The organism is Brevibacillus sp. SKDU10, from assembly GCF_001645205.1.
GTDB lineage: Bacteria > Bacillota > Bacilli > Brevibacillales > Brevibacillaceae > Brevibacillus_B > Brevibacillus_B halotolerans.
The window spans coordinates 40,460-61,514 of sequence record NZ_LSSO01000170.1; the positions used below are offsets into that span (position 1 = coordinate 40,460).

General features: G+C 41.0%; 25 protein-coding genes, 1 tRNA gene and 1 other annotated feature (1 of these 27 only partly in view). Of the genes, 3 read left to right on the forward strand and 23 right to left on the reverse strand.

Going from position 1 to position 21,055, the window contains the following annotated elements; translation table 11 throughout:
* Positions 1-90: a binding site (T-box leader), on the reverse strand; it reaches 169 nt to the left of the window's first position.
* A gap of 39 nt (positions 91-129) precedes the next feature.
* The 19 genes from AYJ08_RS14875 to AYJ08_RS14965 all read right to left on the reverse strand — a co-directional run bounded on the left by AYJ08_RS14875 (position 130) and on the right by AYJ08_RS14965 (position 15,629).
* Positions 130-873: a class I SAM-dependent DNA methyltransferase gene (locus AYJ08_RS14875; protein ID WP_064018385.1), complete on the reverse strand. Its 744-nt coding sequence runs from the start codon at positions 871-873 to the stop codon at positions 130-132.
* Between the two features lie 9 nt (positions 874-882).
* A complete protein-coding gene (gene rsfS / locus AYJ08_RS14880; protein WP_031414039.1) occupies positions 883-1,233 on the reverse strand; it encodes a ribosome silencing factor in 351 nt (116 codons plus the stop codon).
* Positions 1,234-1,244: 11 nt separating this feature from the next.
* Positions 1,245-1,814 (reverse strand): bis(5'-nucleosyl)-tetraphosphatase (symmetrical) YqeK, encoded by a 570-nt coding sequence (gene yqeK / locus AYJ08_RS14885; RefSeq protein ID WP_064018386.1) that lies wholly within the window; start codon positions 1,812-1,814, stop codon positions 1,245-1,247.
* Positions 1,795-2,385, reverse strand: coding sequence for a nicotinate-nucleotide adenylyltransferase (locus AYJ08_RS14890; RefSeq protein ID WP_064018387.1), 591 nt, complete (start codon positions 2,383-2,385; stop codon positions 1,795-1,797). The genes yqeK and AYJ08_RS14890 overlap by 20 nt, the downstream gene beginning before the upstream one ends.
* 16 nt (positions 2,386-2,401) lie before the next feature.
* On the reverse strand, positions 2,402-2,692 hold the full coding sequence (yhbY, locus tag AYJ08_RS14895; protein WP_003338267.1) for a ribosome assembly RNA-binding protein YhbY: 291 nt from the start codon (positions 2,690-2,692) through the stop codon (positions 2,402-2,404).
* Positions 2,693-3,547, reverse strand: a complete 855-nt coding sequence (locus AYJ08_RS14900) for a shikimate dehydrogenase (RefSeq protein WP_082890978.1) — start codon at positions 3,545-3,547, stop codon at positions 2,693-2,695.
* Positions 3,548-3,633: 86 nt separating this feature from the next.
* Positions 3,634-4,773 carry a ribosome biogenesis GTPase YqeH gene (yqeH, locus tag AYJ08_RS14905; RefSeq protein WP_064018389.1) on the reverse strand — a complete coding sequence of 380 codons (1,140 nt, stop codon included), beginning with the start codon at positions 4,771-4,773 and terminating at the stop codon, positions 3,634-3,636.
* Positions 4,752-5,279 (reverse strand): YqeG family HAD IIIA-type phosphatase, encoded by a 528-nt coding sequence (locus AYJ08_RS14910; RefSeq protein ID WP_003338270.1) that lies wholly within the window; start codon positions 5,277-5,279, stop codon positions 4,752-4,754. The genes yqeH and AYJ08_RS14910 overlap by 22 nt, the downstream gene beginning before the upstream one ends.
* Positions 5,251-5,571 carry a hypothetical protein gene (locus AYJ08_RS24965; protein WP_369799688.1) on the reverse strand — a complete coding sequence of 107 codons (321 nt, stop codon included), beginning with the start codon at positions 5,569-5,571 and terminating at the stop codon, positions 5,251-5,253. The genes AYJ08_RS14910 and AYJ08_RS24965 overlap by 29 nt, the downstream gene beginning before the upstream one ends.
* Complete coding sequence (locus AYJ08_RS14920; RefSeq protein ID WP_064018390.1) at positions 5,568-5,921, reverse strand: thiol-disulfide oxidoreductase DCC family protein; 354 nt, start codon at positions 5,919-5,921, stop codon at positions 5,568-5,570. Before AYJ08_RS14920 ends, AYJ08_RS24965 begins: the two co-directional genes overlap by 4 nt.
* Position 5,922: 1 nt before the next feature.
* Positions 5,923-6,990 carry a DNA polymerase IV gene (gene dinB, locus AYJ08_RS14925; RefSeq protein ID WP_031414032.1) on the reverse strand — a complete coding sequence of 356 codons (1,068 nt, stop codon included), beginning with the start codon at positions 6,988-6,990 and terminating at the stop codon, positions 5,923-5,925.
* Positions 6,991-7,063: 73 nt separating this feature from the next.
* Complete coding sequence (locus tag AYJ08_RS14930) at positions 7,064-8,422, reverse strand: MATE family efflux transporter (RefSeq protein ID WP_064018408.1); 1,359 nt, start codon at positions 8,420-8,422, stop codon at positions 7,064-7,066.
* Positions 8,423-8,641: 219 nt separating this feature from the next.
* Positions 8,642-9,241 (reverse strand): nitroreductase family protein, encoded by a 600-nt coding sequence (locus tag AYJ08_RS14935; protein ID WP_064018391.1) that lies wholly within the window; start codon positions 9,239-9,241, stop codon positions 8,642-8,644.
* Between the two features lie 65 nt (positions 9,242-9,306).
* Positions 9,307-9,942, reverse strand: coding sequence for an NAD(P)-dependent oxidoreductase (locus tag AYJ08_RS14940; RefSeq protein WP_064018392.1), 636 nt, complete (start codon positions 9,940-9,942; stop codon positions 9,307-9,309).
* A gap of 271 nt (positions 9,943-10,213) precedes the next feature.
* Complete coding sequence (locus tag AYJ08_RS14945; protein WP_064018393.1) at positions 10,214-10,942, reverse strand: gamma-glutamyl-gamma-aminobutyrate hydrolase family protein; 729 nt, start codon at positions 10,940-10,942, stop codon at positions 10,214-10,216.
* Positions 10,943-10,958: 16 nt separating this feature from the next.
* Entirely contained in the window at positions 10,959-12,584 is a 1,626-nt protein-coding gene (locus AYJ08_RS14950; protein WP_064018394.1) for a peptide ABC transporter substrate-binding protein, read from the reverse strand.
* Positions 12,585-13,138: 554 nt separating this feature from the next.
* A complete protein-coding gene (locus tag AYJ08_RS14955; RefSeq protein ID WP_064018395.1) occupies positions 13,139-13,621 on the reverse strand; it encodes a peroxiredoxin family protein in 483 nt (160 codons plus the stop codon).
* Between the two features lie 14 nt (positions 13,622-13,635).
* The gene (locus AYJ08_RS14960; RefSeq protein WP_064018396.1) at positions 13,636-14,769 is read right to left on the reverse strand and encodes a conserved virulence factor C family protein; all 1,134 of its coding nucleotides are present in this window, start codon (positions 14,767-14,769) and stop codon (positions 13,636-13,638) included.
* 209 nt (positions 14,770-14,978) lie between these two features.
* Positions 14,979-15,629 carry a hypothetical protein gene (locus AYJ08_RS14965; RefSeq protein ID WP_064018397.1) on the reverse strand — a complete coding sequence of 217 codons (651 nt, stop codon included), beginning with the start codon at positions 15,627-15,629 and terminating at the stop codon, positions 14,979-14,981.
* Positions 15,630-15,985: 356 nt separating this feature from the next.
* On the opposite strand from AYJ08_RS14965, the gene AYJ08_RS24025 reads away from it, so the two are divergent.
* Positions 15,986-16,156, forward strand: coding sequence for a hypothetical protein (locus tag AYJ08_RS24025; protein ID WP_003343153.1), 171 nt, complete (start codon positions 15,986-15,988; stop codon positions 16,154-16,156).
* 518 nt (positions 16,157-16,674) lie between these two features.
* Here the strand turns inward: AYJ08_RS24025 and AYJ08_RS14970 are convergent.
* A tRNA-Ser gene (locus AYJ08_RS14970) sits at positions 16,675-16,763 on the reverse strand.
* A gap of 403 nt (positions 16,764-17,166) precedes the next feature.
* Between AYJ08_RS14970 and AYJ08_RS14975 the strand changes: the two genes are divergently transcribed.
* Together AYJ08_RS14975 and AYJ08_RS14980 are read left to right on the forward strand one after the other, a co-directional pair.
* Positions 17,167-18,414 carry a CynX/NimT family MFS transporter gene (locus tag AYJ08_RS14975; protein ID WP_064018398.1) on the forward strand — a complete coding sequence of 416 codons (1,248 nt, stop codon included), beginning with the start codon at positions 17,167-17,169 and terminating at the stop codon, positions 18,412-18,414.
* A 198-nt stretch (positions 18,415-18,612) separates the two neighbouring features.
* Positions 18,613-18,972 carry a L,D-transpeptidase gene (locus AYJ08_RS14980; RefSeq protein WP_064018399.1) on the forward strand — a complete coding sequence of 120 codons (360 nt, stop codon included), beginning with the start codon at positions 18,613-18,615 and terminating at the stop codon, positions 18,970-18,972.
* Positions 18,973-19,543: 571 nt separating this feature from the next.
* Here AYJ08_RS14980 and AYJ08_RS14990 read toward each other — a convergent pair.
* The 3 genes from AYJ08_RS14990 to AYJ08_RS15000 all read right to left on the reverse strand — a co-directional run.
* On the reverse strand, positions 19,544-19,987 hold the full coding sequence (locus tag AYJ08_RS14990; protein ID WP_064018401.1) for an OsmC family protein: 444 nt from the start codon (positions 19,985-19,987) through the stop codon (positions 19,544-19,546).
* Positions 19,988-20,182: 195 nt separating this feature from the next.
* Positions 20,183-20,629 (reverse strand): GNAT family N-acetyltransferase, encoded by a 447-nt coding sequence (locus tag AYJ08_RS14995; RefSeq protein ID WP_064018402.1) that lies wholly within the window; start codon positions 20,627-20,629, stop codon positions 20,183-20,185.
* A gap of 182 nt (positions 20,630-20,811) precedes the next feature.
* The coding region (locus AYJ08_RS15000; protein ID WP_082890979.1) for a sigma factor-like helix-turn-helix DNA-binding protein at positions 20,812-21,055 on the reverse strand (244 nt) is incomplete at its 5' end.

A 21,055-nucleotide genomic window follows, 5' to 3' on the forward strand; every position in this document is an offset into this window, starting at 1 on the left:
GTTCCAAAAAGAATCGGGTTGACTCGCACCTACCGTCAACTCTCTTATGCCGGATCTAGCTTTTGTACTAGGCCTCATTTTCGCTTTGTTCATATATGAATCGATTATAGTCGTTTTTACCGGAACATGTCAATCATGAGGACGTTTGGCTGAAAAAAATAGCCGTTCGCTTTCAGCAACAGGAGGAAGATTCACAAAATCAGCAGTTAGCTTAATTTCTTCAAAGCCAGCCTCTCGCAGCCACAAAATGATCTCTGTTGGCTGATAAGCTCTTTGGTATTGTGTTTCTTCCCGTTTTTGATAGCATCCATTTTCTACCCGAATAAAGAAAGTAAGATCATGCTCTACTTCTATTCGTTCTTCATCCGTATAGCATTGCCAGATGTAGTTGATCTCTTCATCTACATGCGTAAATGTGTTATTTCCAAAAAAGGTGAGAATTTTATAAGGACTATGTACATCAAAAAGGAAAGATCCACCTGGTTTTACATGCTGGTACACACGCTGAAACGTAGCTTGCACAGCTTCCTTTTCCGTAATATAACTAAGGCAATCACAGAAGGAAATAACCGAATCAATCGGGCTGACAGAGAGCTCTGTCATATCTTGTTCAACCCAATTAATATCAACATGTGCTGTTTTCATTTTTTCATAGGCAATTGCAAGCATCTCTGGCGATAAATCAACACCGGTTACCTGATAGCCTTTTTGGGCCAGAGGAATGGCAATACTGCCTGTACCACATCCCAAGTCAAGAATTGTCTGTGGTTTGCCGTGTAGCTGCCAATAATCCTCCGCCCAAACCAGCCAGTCCTGATAAGGCGTATCCGCCATCAACGCATCGTAGACTGTAGCTAAATGCGTATATGACATAGCCTTTTCCTACACTTCTACAGTGACGCGAGGTGCATCAGACCATAGTTTTTCAAGATTATAGAAGTCGCGTTCTTCTTTATGGAAAACGTGAACAACTACATCTCCACAGTCAACTAATACCCAACGACCTTGTTCTTCCCCTTCAATACCACGAATATTATACCCATTTTTATGCACCTGATCACGAATTTCACGAACAATCGCCTGTACTTGACGCTCATTGTTACCGTGACAAATGATAAAACGGTCTGCCATAACTGAGATGGTGTGGATGTCAAGCACCACAATATTTTCTGCTTTTTTATCTTCACAAGCTTTATATGCTAGTTGAAGTAATTGATTGTCTATTTGTACCATGAAAGGCCTCCTCATTCTATTACAAGATCATTATAAGCAAGCAAAGTGAGCGGATATACCCGCTGTTTTTTTTCAAGTAAAAAACGTATTGTTCCTCCGAGCGCAAGTGCTAACGCCTGATTCAAATCTTGCTCTGCTAGGCATCTAATATCCTCTACACCAGGATAATTGCGATTGGGTTCAATGTAATCAGCCAGACAAACAACCTTCTCCAGCAAGGACATGTTCTCACGGCCTGTCGTATGATAACGAATCGCTTGCAATATCTCAGCATCCTGTATCTGTAGCTCCTGCTGCACCACAATCGCTCCTACAAAAGAATGCCATAATTCTTTATCCCCTGAAAGCAGATCCTGAGGTAAATCATAACGAAGAAGATAATCTCGTAGCCGAGAAATCTCCCAGCATTTGCAGTAATCATGCAGCAGTCCTGCTAACTCAGCTTTGATCGGATCTGCTCCGTAGCGAACGGCCAGCTTTTTGGCTGATTCTGCGACGCCTAAGGTATGCTGGTAACGCTTTTCATGCATTTGAGCTCTAACCTGCTTAAGCAAGGCTTCTCTATGTTGGATCTGCTCCATATAACCCGCTCTCCTTTATATAGCATTCCACCGCTGAAGGAACAAGATAGCGAATACTTTTTCCAATCTGGATCTGTTCGCGGACATACGTAGAAGAAAGGTCCCAAAGCGGAATCTCGATAAAATCCACATAAGTTGTCCATCTTGAAGGTTGTGGTGCGAAGTGAGGACGATGAAATCCAATAAAACGTACCAGCTTTACCAACTCTTCTATGGCATACCATTGTGGTAGCATCTCTACCATGTCCCCTCCAATAATAAATGAGAACTCGTAAGTAGGATGTAATGTAACTAATTGTTGCATCGTGTCAACAGTGTAAGAAGGACCTTCTCGATCCAACTCTACCGTCGTAATCCGAAACTGCGGATGATTACGTATTGCTAGTCGCACCATTTCTGCTCGGTGAATAGCGTTTGCTACACTTTTTTTCTCTTGTTTATGGGGCGGAATATGAGCAGGCATAAACCAAACCTCATCAAGCTTTGCCTGCTCTCTCGCCTGCTCGGCAATTAATAAATGCGCATTATGAATTGGATCAAATGTGCCACCCATTATGCCAATACGTTTCATATGCTTTCTTTAATCCTTATGGTAGCACGATCGTTTTATTTTCTTTTGACTCTTTGTACAAAACAACGGTATGACCGATTAATTGTACCATTTCCGCACCTGCTCCAGTTGCCAAATCTTCTGCCACTGCATGCTTGTCATCCATATTATTTTGCAAAATGGAGACTTTAATGAGCTCGCGTACCTCTAGAGCCTCTTGAATCTGCTTTACCATATTTTCATTTACTCCGCCCTTCCCTACTTGAAAAATAGGCGTAAGGTGGTGGGCCATAGAGCGCAAATAACGTTTTTGTTTACCAGTTAGCATTTAATTTCCTCCTTGTTGCAAATGCTGCAACACAATTTCTCTCATTTTGTCAGTAGGCGCCGCTTCACCTGTCCACAGTTCGTAAGCCAGCGCCCCTTGATTTATAAACATGCCAAGACCTGAGTGATGGGTTGCTCCGATTTCTTTGGCACACTGTAACAATTGTGTTTCTAATGGGTTATAGATTAAATCGCTTACGATTAAATCAGGCCGTAAGGAGTTTCTATCTACAGGCATTTCATGAATATGAGGGTACATTCCAATAGAAGTCGTATTGATTAAAAGAGTGCTGTCTTGAATCGCTTGGTCAGCTTGAGCAAATGAATATACACGTATAGGGATTTGAGACCCCAGAGCCATCGCCAATAATTCTGCACGCTCAAGTGAGCGATTAACAATCCGAATTTCTTTTACTCCACGTTCTACCAATGTACATGCAACTGCGCGAGCGGCACCACCAGCACCTAGTAGCGTAACAGTCTGCTCTGTTAAATCAATCCCTGTTTCTTCTAATAACGAGCGAACATACCCTGTTCCATCCGTATTATATCCAATCAGGGTGCCATCTTCATTTACAATAGTATTAACGGCTCCAATCCGTTCTGCCAAGGGATCAATTTTATCCAAATACGGAATAACGGCTACCTTGTGCGGTATGGTGACGTTAGCCCCTCGCATGCCTAAAGCACGAATAGCCTCGACCGCTTCTTTAATCTGATCATCATTAACTTCGAAAGCTGCATAAGCAAATGGCAATTGTTTTTGTTCAAAAGCCGTATTATGCATCACTGGAGATAAGGAATGTCCTACAGGACGTCCAAACAGCCCAACCATTGTCGTTTTACTATGTAACAGGAAGACCCCTCCCCCAAGTAAAGTTAGAAAAGCCCCTCCGCAAAGAAGGGGCTTGCTTGTTGTTCAAGTGATCGACACAGACTTGATTAAATTAAGCCTTTTCGTAATCCGACACTTACACCCTTTGGCACATGTACTTCTACGACCCCTTTTACTTTTCCCTGAAGCGCAATCCAGCCAAGCCCAGCAATAACAATATCAGTTGGTCCATTTGTATCAATTTTTAGCGTATAGCGGGTAAATGGCAATAACGCTTTAGCCGCTTCTCCTGAAGGCGGGGCAAGCATCTCCCCATGATGCTTCTCCAGCACTTCTTCCGCATTATCTAATTTTGTACGGTGAATGTACAGGTCATTAGCCAAGTAGCAAGCAAATGGCTGACGTTCTCCCCTTACATAGTCAACGCGAGCCAATCCACCGAAGAACAACGTCTGTTTATCGTTTAATTGGAAGACGCGCGGATTAATCCGTGATTTCGGAGTAAGTTTGCGTAAATCCTCAGGCGACACAAGATGACCAATCTGATCACGATTAATAATACCAGGTGTATCAAATATAGAACGTCCATCCTCTAGAGGAATTTCGATCTTATCTAAGGTAGTTCCTGGGAAAGGCGATGTGGTGATTTCCATGTCCGCTGCACCGTAATCGTGTAAAATCCGATTAATCAGCGTGGATTTACCAACATTAGTTACCCCTACAATATAAACATCGCGTCCTTTGCGGAATTCTCCAATCCGAGCAAGCAGCTCATCAATCCCTATTCCTTTTTGCGCACTCACGAGAACCACTTCATTCGGCTTTAAACCACGTTCTTTCGCTTCATGCTGAATCCAGTTTTTTACACGATTAAGATTAATATTGCGAGGTAATAAATCTACTTTATTTCCAACCAACAAGATTGGATTTTGTCCAACAAAGCGCGGCAATCCCCGTAGCCAGGAACCCTGGAAGTCAAATAAATCAACTACCATAACCACTAAGCATTTTGTTGAACCAATTCCATTTAAAATACGGAGAAAATCATCATCATGCATTTCTACAGGCGCTACTTCATTATAGTGTTTAATGCGAAAACAACGCTGACAAATCACTACTTCACGATTCAATGCAGAAGCTGGTGCATAGCCTGGCTTCGCTTTATTTTCTGTCTGTATTTCAACTCCACAGCCCGCACAGCTAACTGGGCCCTCGAAGTCCTGATTTACTTCTTGTTGTTGTACCACGAAATCATTCCTTTCTTGCTCATCCAGTGCAGGGCAAGTCGTTCCATTTTCCGGTTAAATCGCGTAAAAAAACCATCTGAATTTTTAACTGGAACAACCAAAATGGTATGAAACCCTAAAAGGTTGCCGCCCAGCACATCTGTAAACAATTGATCTCCAATAACTACTGTCTCCTCAATGCGAACATTCATAATTTCAATCGCACGTTTAAACGCCTGATTGGTAGGCTTTCGCGCAGCAGGAATATAGTGGCATTGTAAGGGTTCACAAAAATGTAAAACCCGTGCCTTATTATTATTGGATACAACCGTCACTTGAATTCCTGCTTCATCCAAACGCTTAAACCAATTCATTACCTCTGGAGTAGCATCAGGTGTATCCCATCCAACTAACGTGTTATCCAAATCAGTGATTACCGCTTTGATGTTACGTTTTCGGAGTTCATCTATATTAATGGAAAAGATGGATTCCACATACTCATTTGGGGTTAACTTCTGTAAAAGCAAATGCCCGTACCTCCCGTTCACCGTTCACTGGTTTTGCATGCACCACGAACGAGATATCGGGACTAACTATACCATATTTGGAAGGCTTGTTGCAAAACAAGTTCTCTTTTTCAATCAATTTGCAAACCCGCTCTGTTGGCCGCCAACAATCAAAACGATAGGAAGGCTTCGTCTCATACCCGAGCCTCCCGCAGGAGTAAGTGGTTTTATCACCCTGACCGCCTCTGTGCACGCAAAAATGCTGACATGTCTCACAGCAATGAAACCGATTCGTATCTGCCATCTCGTTCATCCCTCTGTTCTTCCAAACCAATGATATCGATTTCGGGCAACCCAAGCATATGCTTTTTCACCAAAATAAGCAGCACCTGGCAAATAAAAAAACGGGGATAACCAGCAAAAATAAGTAAGGGCAAGCAATTTTCTCACTGCATAAAATGCTCGCAGACGTTCTCCTGAGGGAAGGAGGACCTCCATTGCTTCTCCGCATGCTTTATCCTGTAAATCACAAGCAGGCGCTTCCTCGTAATGACGCCACTCTATCTGATGCTTTTTCCCGGGTAACAATAAACTAGTTAACCGTTCACGAATAAAGCAGCACATCTTGCAATGCTCATCATAATAAACGATAGTCTTACTCATGTTACATTCCTTCTTTCCAGGCGGGGAGTGAAAAAATACTAAGCTGTTCAAATCTGTCCTTCTGTTCCTCTTCCCGCAGAAAATTAGAAAAGCCGACACCAATCAATCTAACACCGCTTGAGAAATCAAATTCATCCAATAAAAATTCTAACCATTCCTCCCAGGATGTTCCTGACATTACTTTACGCTGTTTACTTTTTGTTGTGAAGTCAGTAAATCTTACTTTCAACGTGAGGGTTTGAGGATGTACCCCCTCCTGCTCCGCTTCTTCTTTTATATGAGCAAGTAATTCACGGGCAATTTCAGCGATTCGGTCACGCTCCTGCAAATCGTACACCAGGGTGGTTTCCCGGCTAATTGATTTAACAGGGCGATCCATTTCAATTTCTCGTTGATCAATACCGCGTGCACGCCCGTATAGCGCATGTCCCCACTTGCCAAATAGTTGAACCATTTCCTCTACAGACAGCTCCCACAAATCTCGAACTGTCTCAATCCCCTTTTTAGATAAAACCTCCTGCGATTTTTTACCTACACCATGTAAAACACTAATTGGTAACGGAGCCAGAACATCCAAAGCATTTTCCGCACGGATAATGACAAAAGCATCTGGTTTTTTCAAATCACTGGCGATTTTGGCTAGAGACATATTGTAGGATAAACCGATGCTACAGGTAAGGCCCGTTTCTTGTTTAATACGTCTTTTCAACTCTTTGGCAATGGGAACTGCGTTTTCGTAATGAGACACATCTAAGTAAGCTTCATCTAGTCCGATGGGCTGATACAATTGTGCATATTCGGTATAAATCCGTCTAATTTCCTCGGATTTTTCATGATAACGAGCGAAGCGACATGGGACAAAAATACCCTGTGGACATTTTTTTCGTGCAAGAGCAACTGGCATAGCAGAACGCACACCAAACGAACGGGCCTCGTAGCTGCAGGTAGCTACTACGCCCCGATTGCCGGTACCTCCTACAATGACAGGCTGATTTCGCCATTCTGGATGATCCAGTTGTTCTACGCTAGCATAAAATGCATCGATGTCCACATGAATAAATTTTTTCATAGCCGCTTCACCCAAACATATATTCTCATCCAACTCTATTGTTATTATAGAACACTGGGTGTAACGATTCAATTCACTTCGTTAAGCTATTTACATTTTGAGTAGTATCCCAGGGTTTGTTTACCCATCTACGCATGGCAAAGCACCCGCGGAACCATTCATCCATTCCTTGTGCAATCCATACCCCAAGCAAACCAAGTCCAAAATAGATACCAAGCGTATAACTAAAGACTACCGCAATCCCCCACATTGCAAAAATACCGATGATTACTGGGAATCGAACATCACCAGCGGACTTTAATGAACCCATTAAAACAATATTCATCGCTCTACCTGTTTCGGTAATGACCATAATCCACAAAACAGGAAGGGCTACAGTAATAATAGCTGGGTCAGTCGTAAACATATGCAAAATCGGCGATCCTAACAATGCGATAATCAGTGTCGTGGCAAACGAAGCACACATTGAAATTTTTAAGGTACGCATCCCTCGACGCAAGGCCTTGTCGTATTGTTTCCCACCAATATAGCGGGCCACCAGCAACTGTGTACCTTGTGCAATCGCTAATGTAAATAGATAGCAGATCATAGAAATGTTCAATACATAGACACGTGCTGCCAGCGATGCAGTTCCCATCATCGCAATAAATCCTGTAATGATTACTTGTGATAGCTGGTAGGACAAATTTTCACCAGCCGAAGGAATCCCGATCGATAAAAGTCCTTGGATGTCCTTTTTTCTTACAATAAAGATATCTTTTAATCGAATACGTAAAGCAAGCTGACGAAAAACCAAATATAACAAAGCACCCACTGCAAAGGCACGTGCGACCACCATTGCCCAAGCTACGCCAGTCACTCCCGTAATAGGCAATCCAAAAATACCTGTAATCGCGATAACATTACCACCTACACTAATCATGTCCATCAACAGGGTAACCATCAAGGAGTCTTTCGTATATCCATGACTGCGAAGTACAGCACTTAAAGCTAAGGCAATTGATTCTAGAAACAAGGATGCCCCACAAATTTGTACAAACAAAAGTCCATAGGCAAGAACATCCCCTTCAAGCTCAAAAAGACCAAGAAATTGTTTGCCAAATATTACTACAATTGCAGCAACAGCCATTCCAAACCAAAAATTTAAGCCAAAAGCAGATCGTGCTAGCTGTCTTGCTTGATCTAATTGATTAGCTCCTAGTCTTTGACCAATCAAAATAGTCGCACCAATTGACGTCACGTTAAAAATTAAAATAAAAATATTTAAGAGCTGATTTGCCACGCCTACACCTGTAGCTGCGTCATCGGAATAATGACTCAGCATCAGAGTTGCAATAATCCCCATCCCCATATGTAGCGCTAATTCAAAAAAGATCGGCCACGTAATTTGAAATAGAGTTTGACGCTGGAATTTGTTTGTTTCTGTGTTCACATTCACCCTTCTTTACTCCATTGACATCGATTCATTCTAAAAGATTTGTTCATTATAACGCGATGTTAGGTGGATGGGAATAGAGATAAGTGTGCAGACAAAAAAAATGAGCTACCCACAAGGTTAGGTAGCTCCAATTTATCTTTTTTTAGGTTTTCTCCACTACATTGTTCATTACGATCAAGGAAATCTTACATGTCTTACATGCTGCTGTGATGCTTATTTAAATGTTTTAAAACGCTCATCTAGTGGTTTGAATTCTTTTTCCTTAGGAGCCATTGTTGGTTGACCAAATGGCATTTGAGCAATTAGTTTCCAATGAGCTGGAACATTCCACTCTTTTCTCACGTCTTCATCAATTAATGGATTGTAATGTTGCAAGGTAGCTCCTAAGCCTTCCATTTCAAGAGCAGTCCAGATAACAAATTGATGCATACCAGAAGATTGTTGAGACCAAATAGGGAAGTTATCTTTATAGAGCGCAAAATCCTTTTGCAATTGCTCTACAACTTGTTGGTCTTCAAAGAAAAGCACTGTTCCGTAACCATTACGGAAAGATTTCATTTTTTCTTCAGTTGGAGCAAAGTTGTTATCCCCAACTACCTTACGCAAAGCTGCTTCTGTCAAATTCCACAATTTATCATGTTGTTCTCCTAATAGAAGCACAATGCGAGCAGTTTGGGAATTAAATGAAGATGGCGTATGCTTTAGAGCAAATTCGATGATTTCTTTGATTTTATCATCTGAGATGCTTACTTCTTTGCTGATACCATAAATAGAACGTCTTCCTTCAACTGCTGTATAGAAATCTTTTGCCATGGTAGATGCCTCCCTGTTGTTAGAAAAAATAATGCTACTCAAAACATTGCCCTATTGGCGTCAAGTTATACAGACGCAACAGTGAAACGTTTGTTTACAAATTGTGGATTTTCAAGCTCGTCTAGTACTGCAATAGCATAATCCTCCATGCTGATGGAGCTTTCACCTTTTGCATTTACCAATAAATTGTCTTCCCCTTTTTGATAACGCCCTGTGCGCTCACCTGGTTCAAACATTGCTGATGGGCTCAAGAATGTCCATTGAGGTAGATTGGATTGCTTTAGAATCTCTAGATTTTTACCTTGATTTGTCGCTGTCGCCAAATATTCTTTCGGGAATTCTGGTGTTTCAAATAGACGAACGGTTTTCGCTTCATCTACAAACAAGCTTCCCGCTCCTCCAACTACAAATAACTTTGTTTGTGGAGCATTTTTTAGCGCTTCAATCAAAACATTACCTGCTTCCACATGTAAATGTTCTTCGCCTGGTTTTGCACCAAAGGAATTAACAACAACATCAAATTTATTTAAATCCTGAGTAGTTAGGTCAAATATGTCTTTTTGTAGTACAGCTACCTTTTGATTTTGATCAAGCTTGGATGCATCGCGTACAATAGCTGTCACTTCATGACCTCTTTGCAATGCCTCTTGCATGATCAATTTTCCTGCTCTTCCTGTTGCTCCAATAATAGCGATTTTCATATTATAGGCCTCCTTATTTAGGAATCAAATATCAAACACGGTGCTCATTTGAATAAATCAGATCAGATCAAGTCATTGGACAACCGCTCTTCTTGTAACTATTTTAGTTACAACCACACCTTTTGTCAAATGTTTTTTTTAGATTGCCCAAAATTAGTCGATTTGTGCATAGAACCTAACAAACTTTTCCCTAATATTACGCTTTATACATAACAAAAAAGCGCGCAAACAAAGGAATCCCTCGTTCCTTGTTCACACGCTTTCGTTTTCCTTATGCTTCTGTTTGCTGGTTCACTAGCTGTACAAACGCCTTACAAATCCCAAGCATTTGTTCGTCATGCATCCACATACGCTCAGGATGCCATTGGACTGCAATTGTGCGACCATCTTCGCTTTCAAAGCCTTCAATGACCCCATCAGGAGCCACAGCCGTCACGCGATAACCTGTAGGCAATGTTTTAACAGCCTGATGGTGAGAGCTATTGACTAAAACTGTTTCAGATCGTAATGCCCTCTTTAAAAAGCCATCTGACACCTGAATGTAGTGAGAACCGTACTGCTTTGAACCGATTTGCTGATGTTGCAATGCGTTTGGATATGCACTCTCGATATCCTGAATCAGGCTACCTCCGACTGTTACAGCTATCATTTGTGCCCCTCTGCATATTCCAAGCATCGGCTTACGTGCACGTAATAGAGCACGAATTAGTAGAAGCTCGGCTTGATCACGTTCGTAGTCTACTTCACCAAGCCGCTGATGTGGAGCTTCTCCGTATAGATGAGGGGCAGGATCAACGCCGCCAGTCAAAAGCACAGCGTCTACAGCCTCAAGCATCTCAGCAATTGGATAGAATTCCTCGTGTATTAATGGCAAAAGAAGCGGTATTCCTCCGCTTCTGATAATGCCTTCCACGTAACAATGACTCGTGTAGAAAAAATGATCCACACGATTGTCTGAAACATACATTTTGGAACTAGCGATCCCGATAACCGGACGCAAGCCTCTCGCTCCCTTTCTACTCGCGACGGGCGTATTTATAATCGACGAAGCCCAGTGCGTCGATGACTACGCCTTTCACATCATCCTTTTGTAACCATTTATATGTGTAATAGTAGATCGGAGTGACTGGCATTTCATTCATGAGCATCGTATCAGCTTGTTTTAATAGCTCCCTACGTTTCTCCTGATTACCTTCCGCTGAGGACTTGGCTAAAAGCTCGGTATATGTTGGGTTAGACCATCCAGATTTGTTGCTGCCACCTTCTGCTTTAAATACCTCCAAAAAATTAATTGGATCATTAAAATCACCAATCCAACTAGCACGTGCAATTTGGAAGGCGCCTTCCTTCATCGCTTCACGCACTACTTTTAACTCCATGTTTTTCAGTTTCACTTCTACGTTCAAGGTTTTGCGCCATTGATCCTGTATAGCTTGCGCAAGCTTTGCATGTAACTCATCAGTATTATACAAAAGCTCGATTTCCGGTAATTTTGTCAGTTTCTCTTCTTTTAAGCCTTCTGCTAACAGTTGTTTCGCTTTTGAAATATTATTATCTGTAAAATAACCACTAGGGTTTAATGACATGGATGGAGGTAGGATACCAAGTGCCGCTGTTCCACCCGTTTGCACAATGTTATCAATCAGTGCCTGACGATTGATCGCATAGGCAAATGCTTGACGTATTTTTTTATTGTTGAATGGAGCTTTTTTGGTGTTGAATACATACCAGTACGTTCCCGCTGTAGCTTGGGTGTGCAATTTATCTTTTAATGCACCAATCGCATCAGACGGAATATCTCCCAGGGGAGAACCAGACCAATCTAGCTCATTGTTATCATACATGCTCAATTCTGTTGTAGAATCCTCAATCATGTTAAACTCCAACTTTTCCAATTTTACATTCTCTTTATCCCAATACGTAGGATTCTTTTCAAATGCAATCTTAGATTTATGCTGCCATTCTTTCATAATAAATGGACCGTTTCCAACTAGTGTGGACGCATTATTTGCCCATTTCTCATTAGCCTCTACCACCTTCTGGTTCACTGGATAGTAGGTCACGGAGGACAGTAACTCCAGGAAGAATGGAGTTGGATTTTCTAGCTTTACCTCCAGTGTCTTATCATCAAGCGCTTTTACACCTACTTGATCTAATGTTACCTCTTTGGCATTGGCCTTTTGACCATTCTTAATATAATAAAGCTGGTAGGCATACTCAGAGCCTGTTTTCGGATCTAAGACACGTTTCCAAGCATATTCAAAATCCTTAGCGGTAACCGCATCACCATTTGACCATGTAGAGTTGCGCAATTTGAATGTATAGGTTTTCAAATCGTCTGAAATCGTATAGCTCTCTGCTACTGATTCATGCAGCTTGCCATCCTCGCCCAAACGGAACAAGCCATCAAAGGCGGAGCGGGCAACAGCCATTGAAATGGCGTCCTGTGCTAAACCTGGGTCAGCAGTTGGCGGTTCAGTTTTAATATTGAGGCGTAATTTCTGTTCCTTCGTCCCAGCATTTGCTGTCTTTTCAGGTTTAGAAGTTGAATCGGAACCGTTTGTACTAACTACACCACACCCCGCTAGCACGGAAGTCAGAAGCAGGATAGTACAGAGGGAACGGATGGGAAATCGCTTCATCGGTTTACACTCCTCATTTTTCAAATAGCAAAAAATCATTTCGATCTTTCTTCACGAGGTTCACAAGGAAAAGCACTTTAACAGTAGATTAAGAAATCGAATTTTTGCATAATCATTCATACCATCAGCGGTATATTTTCTTGTCCTAATGCGCTTTTCGGCTCATGCCCTCAGTGAAAACTTTTTACTATTATAGTGGATTCGTTTATTCATGTATATACAAATGCAATCAAACGATGGTGATATTTTCATGATAAGATCACTTGGAGCACAGATGCTGGAAATGACGGAAAAGGCTGGTGGCCAATGAGGAATCTATATAGAGTATCTTTCTACGGGTGAATATTTTATGCATAAAGAAAACAATCTTTTATATCCAGCTAGTCTTGAATCAATCAAAGACCATTTTACCTAGCTTAACAACAGTTTGTTTAGCGATGTTCTTCTCTAATCCAAGATGTAAAAGAATAATCTTATTTCAACACAAAAAGACGCCCGTAACAACACGAACGTCTTTTACTACTACCGTTTTTTCTACTTATGCTCGGGGCTTGCTATGGCTCTGCTATAAGTCTTTGCACTGCCTCTAGCAATTCCTCTACGCCTGGTCTGTCAAACTGAGAGCTGCCGATATAGGCATAGCGGATAACCTGTTCCTTGTCCAATAAATACGCACTCGGAACAGCAATCCGAAAAGAATCCCATTTGATTGGAGTAAACACCTCATACGCTTTTATTACTTCACGAGTTGAATCTGAGAGCAAGGGAAATGGCATATTGGTGCTATCGGCATACTGCATGAGATTTTGTAATTTTTGACCCGCAATAATAACAATAGGTACACCTAGCTTGTCAAAACGACTACAGGCAGTCTGTAAGGCTTCCAACTGTTTACGACAATTTGGACACCAGGTTCCCCGAATAAATAAGAGAAGCAAAGGCTTATTCGCATATTGATCTAGCCTGATCGTTCCATTGGTGGATTCCAGTTCAAAATCAGGAGCTTTATGCCCGATTGCTAAACCTTTTTTCCCCATATGATCTCCCCCCTCTACTCTCTTGAGCGGTTCGTCATTTGTTGCCACACTGTCCCGCTTGCTTCTTCTCCACCCTCGATTCGCTCAATAGCTAATTTAATTTGCAAACTAATTTCAAACTCCCTATCCTCTTCAGCTTGGTGTAGAGCTGGCAAGGCTGATTCATCGCCTACTTCAAATAGAAAACGAGCAGCGCGCCAACGAACCAATTTATTGGAATCACGCAAAGCTTCGATCATAGCTGGGATCGCTTTAGGATTTCCTAAGTCAGATAAGGTGTCACCTGCTGTTCTTCTAACGGAAGGCGAAGCATCCCGTAAGGCTAGATACAACAAAGGAAGTACTTCTTCTGTCCCAATCATCCCCAAATAAACAACAGCCAAGCGACGTATAGACGCTTTCTCATCCTCCAATGCTTTTTTCATCAGAGGGAGGTCTTCTTCCGTTGGCTCCATTCGCTCTAATACAGCATAGCGTTTACGCCAATCAGGATCGGTAAACATTTCTATCGTCACCTTTTGCGGTGGTTGTGGTTTTGGCAGCTCCTGTTGTCCCCCTTGAGCTAATGCTACTTGCAGTAACGTTTGTAAACGCGCCTCGTCATAAGCAGCATCTAATTCCTGAGCTACTTCCTCACCGACTTCCTTTGCATTTCCATATCGTGCGCCCTGCTCAACCCACTGACGCTCTATAATTAAGTTCGGGGAACTAACTCCAGCCTGCATGGCCATTCTTGCAAACCGTTCTGGAAGTCCCGTACGGGTTTCTTCTCCATTTGCAATAACCTTTACCTGCATAGGAATATCTCTAAACATTTGTACATATACTTGTAATTCGCCAAAGGCAGGTTCTTCTTCCTGATTATGAGCCCAATCATTGCTGCTCATTTCTTCAGCACCCAATATCTCTTTGGCTTCTGCTAGTATTGGCTGCCAAGCTGCATTTGACAATCGTTCCAATGCAATAAAGTCTACAACCTGAAAAACCCCTTTCACTCCTTCAATACCTAACAGCTTTTGTATATACTGCGGGGCCTGTCCTTTTGTTTTTTGGGTAAAATTATGTTGAACACCATTCGGAAGCTGTTCATCTAACGTCAGCTTCATGGTATTAGGGCTTGGTGTTGGTTCAATGGAGCGTATTTTCATTAGCTCAACTCCCCTTTTTCATTATAAGTGATTGTCTCAAGTAAGCGATATCTCCAGCGTTACGCATGCTTTTCGCTAGTATAGCATAGGATAATCCAGCCAATAAAACTTCACTGACAGTTTGGAGCATCTCCGTTTCTTTTGATTGTTCATTTATGTAAGACAAAAATGGGTCACTTTCTCACCCATTTTTACTGTTGTTATTCTCCCTATTGAACTAGCAATTCGTATGTTACCTCTGTCACATATGGTTCTGGCGTATCAGGGAGCTTCATTTTACCACGTATCTGTAATTGATGAACTCCAATGCTTAATGGTTTTAGCATGAGCCAAAAACCATCGGTAGCTGCATTCGCCTTTTTACATGTACCAACAGGAACCTCTATGTCAAGAAGATTATCATAAGGTAGCTGAATGGGGAAAATTGGAGAAGAAACACGATACACTTCCGTTTTAATTGGATATCCATCCAAAATGACGTTTGCTTCTACAATATGGTCTGCTAGATATTTTGCACCACCGGATAAATCTAGGGGCATTCCTGCTATTTTCGGTAAAAGAATGTCATTACTGACTGCACTGCATACGGGGAAAAAGATCGGCTTTGTATGTGGAATCGTACATGTACGAACCGCCGGGCGTCCACTGTAACTTCCAGCCAAAAACCAAACGGGTCTTTCGTGTTGTTTCATTTGATACACTTCTGAGTAGTCGCCAGTTAGGTCCAATAATGGATGAATAGCCTTTGGAATGGAAAAAGCCCATTGCCACCATTCTATCGCCCAATCACTATAACTTTTATAAGACGGCTGCGAAGTCGGAGGAAAGACCCGCGGGTCAACAATAAGTTCGTGACTCATTGATTTCACCTCCTACCTTATCTTATTTCAATGCACATGAAGCGAAACGGCAGATGGTGAGGTTCGATTATCTTTTTTGCCTTTTTTTAAAAAACAGGGCGTAAATGGTATCTTTTTTCTTTTTTTGGAATAGAATAGTTCGTGCTGTTTTTAGTATCATACTAGCTATCTCCCTTTTACCATTCATAATATTTTTTCTAAATGTTCAAAAATAATTAACAATTACCTCCTATCTTTTTCCTTATTTTGGATCATAATAGGAAGTAGAAAACCTCTTGTATTACCAAACTTTTTGAAACTTATTTGTTTCTGCATCGTATAAACAAGTAAGAATATAAATAGGAGTTGAAAGAGTGATGAGGACGTACACATTTTTGTTCGAAACAAAAACGAACAGATGGGAAGAACGTGTAGAAGCGAACAGCATGTTGGACGCCGCTCGCAAAGCAAAGGTATTGGCTATTGAGAAATCAAAAGCCCTAGCGACCAAAATTATGTTCTCCTTTTACCACGTTCGAGCAGTATAAGAAGCTAACTTCTTTGCAATAGATATGGCAGGTGATCCACAACATGTTGTCAACAGCATATGTCCAATGAAACGCTCCCTTTTATTTAACAAGGGAGCGTTTTGTTATATACAGAGCTGGTATTATCCTCAACTCTTCTATTTCGCCTTCAGATGATAGCAGATCCAAGCATACGCTACATTCGTGAGCCGTGTCAGGAAACATATACTAAGGTAAAGAGTACTGATCAAAACATTCGTTATATCTTTCTTGCCTGTATGCTCATCATGCTATGTAGATGGGAGAGTAATTGTTCTAGGAGGCATTTCTGGTATCGTAAGCAGCTTTTTACCCTCCTTTCTTCAAATCTAAGCGCTCTAGTAATTCTAGTAGGAACGGTCGTCATCACCTATTTGTTATCTTATCTTCCTATCGATTAGATCAAGCTTTAGATGCCTCCCACTAACATGACAGACGCTTATCTTGTAAAACCACAAAAAAAACCGATGAATTTTCTTCATCGGCTTTTCTATAAAGTATGGCGGAGGGAGAGGGATTCGAACCCCCGTGACGTTGCCGCCTAACGGTTTTCAAGACCGCCCCGTTATGACCACTTCGGTATCCCTCCGTGTAGTAAATGTTGGTAACAACCTCTCAACAAAATCTATTATAACTGATGTAAATTTATTTAGCAAGAGTGAAATAAAATTTTTTTATATTTTTTTGAAGCACAATGTAAAAACCTTTCTCTTTGAGCTAATATCCATTATATGGTACCATCTACATTATATTATCATCCCTTGTCTGGCTGTATGCTTTTTACAGGGAATTGTACAAAAGAAGACATATGCGTTAACTTATACTCTAACTTCCATCATGAACCAAACAACACTCTCTAGCTCACCAGTGACTCATATTGTTTTAACTGAAGCAATGAAACAGCCAGATGCAGACACCATGGAGGCAATCGCCTGCTCATTTATAACTAGACCACAGCAGATCCTATAGGCTTGGGAAGGAGACAGGATTAAATGAATACGCAGCCATATAAGTCGAATCGTATCCATGAACATAAGTCCAAAATCCGGACAATCCTTACCGTTCTCGGAATTATTTTAATTGCCGCCAATCTCCGTGCTGCCATAACAGCAGTTGGACCTCTGATTGGTGATATTCGTCATACAACAGGTCTTTCTGGCACTATTGCTGGAATGTTAACTACCCTGCCTTTAATTGCTTTTGCAATCCTATCTCCTATTACCCCAAAACTAGCCCGTCAATTTGGTATGGAAAAAACTTTATTTATTGGGCTACTTGTACTTAGCTTAGGTATTCTCTTACGCTACTCTCCTTCAACTATTTTTCTATTTGTTGGCACCGCTTTGATTGGGTCAGCAATCGCAGTCGGAAACGTCTTGTTACCTAGCCTAATCAAACGTGATTTTGCCCATAACATTGGAATTATGACGGGCGCTTATTCTCTATCAATGGGTATCTTCGCGGCACTAGCATCTGGACTTAGTGTACCGATTGCACACGGATTACAGGTTGGGTGGAGGGGCTCGCTATTAAGTGTGGTCTTTCTGAGCCTTGTGGCTACATTGATATGGATTCCTCAGCTTCAATCTCTACATATTCCCAAAAAATCATCAATTAATAAGGCGTCAGGAAAAAGCATTTGGCTTTGTCCTCTTGCTTGGCAGGTCACACTCTTTATGGGCTTGCAGTCATTAGCTTTTTACGTAAGTATTTCATGGTTACCGGCTATCTTAATCGATCGTGGCTATAGTGCCGAATCAGCAGGATGGATTTTGTCTCTCATGCAATTTGTCAGTTTACCAGTTAGTTTTATTGTTCCAATGATAGCTGGTCGCAGTAGGAATCAGAGTGGACTAGCAGCTCTCGTTTCTCTGCTTGGCATGATTGGCTTTACTGGGCTTCTTTTAGGTAATAACGCTTTGTTGTTTCTATGGATTATGTTTATTGGATTAGGGCAGGGTGGAAGTATCAGTCTGGCTCTCACTATGTTTGCTCTGCGCGCTCAAAACGTAATGGTATCAGCAGAGCTATCTGGCATGGCCCAGTCAATAGGTTATACACTGGCAGCTTGCGGTCCTATTTTGTTTGGATTTTTACACGATGTCATGAATGATTGGAATCCTTCTCTGCTTGGGATTATTGTGGTTATCTTCCTACAGCTACTCGTGGGTCTAGGTGCAGGTAAAGATGCTTATGTAACACAGTTAGATACATCGGGGAAAACAAATCATTCCTCATAAATAGAGTCTGAAATAGGGCAAGCTTTCATAAGCTAACCCTATTTCTCGTTCATATTACGAATCTAAACCAATCCTGATAAGGAATTTTTTCGATCTTTTCTTTGTTCAAGCTACCATTAGAATCATACACAAGGATTTGTTACCCTTTCACTTCTTACGCATAAAATGTATAACGCTAAAGATAGAGGGTGATGTCTTTTGTCTTATCACATCCATGTTTCCATAGCTAAGCGCAAATTATATTTGTTCAATGGAAACCAGCTCGTTCGATCATACCCAGTAGCTTTAGGTAAAATCGCTACAGCAACACCGTTCGGGAATTTTACCATTATTAACAAAGTCCCTTATCCGAATTCTTACCCAGGCGGTCCCTTAAGTGTGTTTGGTACGTATTGGTTAGGTCTGAGCAAACCTCACTACGGTATCCACGGCACCAACAATCCAGCCTCCATCGGAAAATATGTATCACGCGGCTGTATTCGTATGTATAATCGTGACGTAGAGGCCCTTGCCAAGCTTGTGCCAATCGGAACACCTGTCTATATACGTAGAGAGTGATCATAAAGCCATTGAGTAGTTCAGAATCTCTTCTTTCTCAACATACGATTATGTTATCGAATGTTTTTTTCTTTGCGGATTTTTTGCTCTCTTTCCATAAATGTGTACGTTTTCCTTCGATATGAACATGCTCCGTGAACCTTGTCCCACAACTTCGCCAGACAATTCGGACATCTGTATCTTTGGCGTTTTACCTCTATTTTTCTTGGCTCTCCGTCTACAATATCGTCGAATACCTGAATGCGGCTTTCGGTTTTGTGAAGCTTTTGGTTCTTACAAACTGGGCATCTTTTAGGAGGTTCGGTGTAAACATTCATTAGTAACCACACTCCTCATCGAAGTATTTAATTGAAAGAAATTATATCTTATTTTATTTTAATCTACTACCAAAAGTAAACCTATTTGTAATTAATTTTGTTACACGGAGGATCTTCTTACTATCAGGAGACCAGTAATCTAACTGAGTCGATTCCCGTATAGATATAATCTTAACGTTATATTTTATAAAAATGAAAAAGCACCTGTAAGAGGTGCCTTTACAACCGCTAGTATCATTTACGTATTTTATAGATCAGGCTTCAATAACAATTCCGTTTAATTTTAGGTTCACCGGATTAGCAATTGTGTCTCCAACTGGACAAGTTCGCTCTAAAAATTCTACAAATGATTTTACTCGTTCTTTTGGAGCGTCTGTTTTGACATGAAAGGTGTATCTGATCTCAGAATATCCACGACGAACATCGGATTTATTCATGAAACCATCTGTATCGAGATCACCTTCTACCTCTACCCAAAAATCATCAAGACGAATGCCAAATTTTTTGGCATATACTCTAGCAACGATAGATTGGCAGGCACCTAATGCGGAAAGCACCACTTCTACAGGATTCATTCCGGTATCAGTCCCACCTAAGCTTGTTGGTTCATCAATCGTCAACTCAAAATTTCTGGAGCGGGCTTTAACGACCATTCCATCTTGCAAATGTGAAGTTGCTTTGAATGTTTGAACAGGCATTCTGAACACTTCCTTATCATCGAATAGATGACTGAATAATCAAATTATATCACTTTTTCTCCAATCATCCTAAGATAATTTTAATTACAAGATTTCCAGACTGATCAAGACTAGCAGCATACATGTAATATTCTTGGGTTCCTCTCAAACGAGATTTCATTCGTTCATCATGAACCATACTTATGACTTATTTGTCTATTTTTCTAATAATGTAATAAAAACATTAGGTGCAACTTCAATGTCTTGCACTTCTATAAATCCAAACATCGCATAGAGCTTTTTCGCCGGAATATTCTTTGCACCAGTACTAACCGTTGTTTTCTTTCCTTTGGCCACATTCTCTATTACAAAACCCACCAAGCTTCTGGCTATCCCTTTTCGAAAATGGTTGGGATGAACCACTAATCGACAGATCTCCATATGATTTTGATCCACCGTATAAGAAATAACCCCTGCTAATTCTTCCTCCATCATATAGCCTAAAAAATGTTCATTGCATGTACGAATGGTTTCAACTGTGTCTTTTAACTGAGGAATTCCGTAAAAATGAATGATCTCTGCCTCTATTTTATATGCAGGAATTTGTACGTTAAGAATTTTTTTAGCTATTTCTTCGTCGCTTACATGAAGATTCGTAATCATAAGCCACATCCCTTATGTTCTTTTCCTTATACGTTAAGTAAACCATCAATAAAAAAAGTTTCAATACTTGAACTTTTCTATGTATTGGTTCTAAGCATGTAAATAACAAAGGTACGGATCAATGATGAAATTTTTGGGGGAGTGTTCGATTGACGTTTCTCTTGTACTCCCCCACGATCAAATCATCTCCCGCCCTGCGTCTGTTTCGTTCGATAAAACTCGTGAAACAGCTTCATCAATGCTCTTTTTTCAATACGAGATACATATGAGCGAGAAATCCCCAATTCACGCGCTATTTCCCGCTGTGTTTTTTCCTTGTCTTGATCTAGGCCAAAACGCCCAATGATGACCTCTTTCTCACGTTCATCTAAAATATGAATATGCTGATAAATCTTATTGCTTTCCAGCTTTAGCTGCACCGCATCT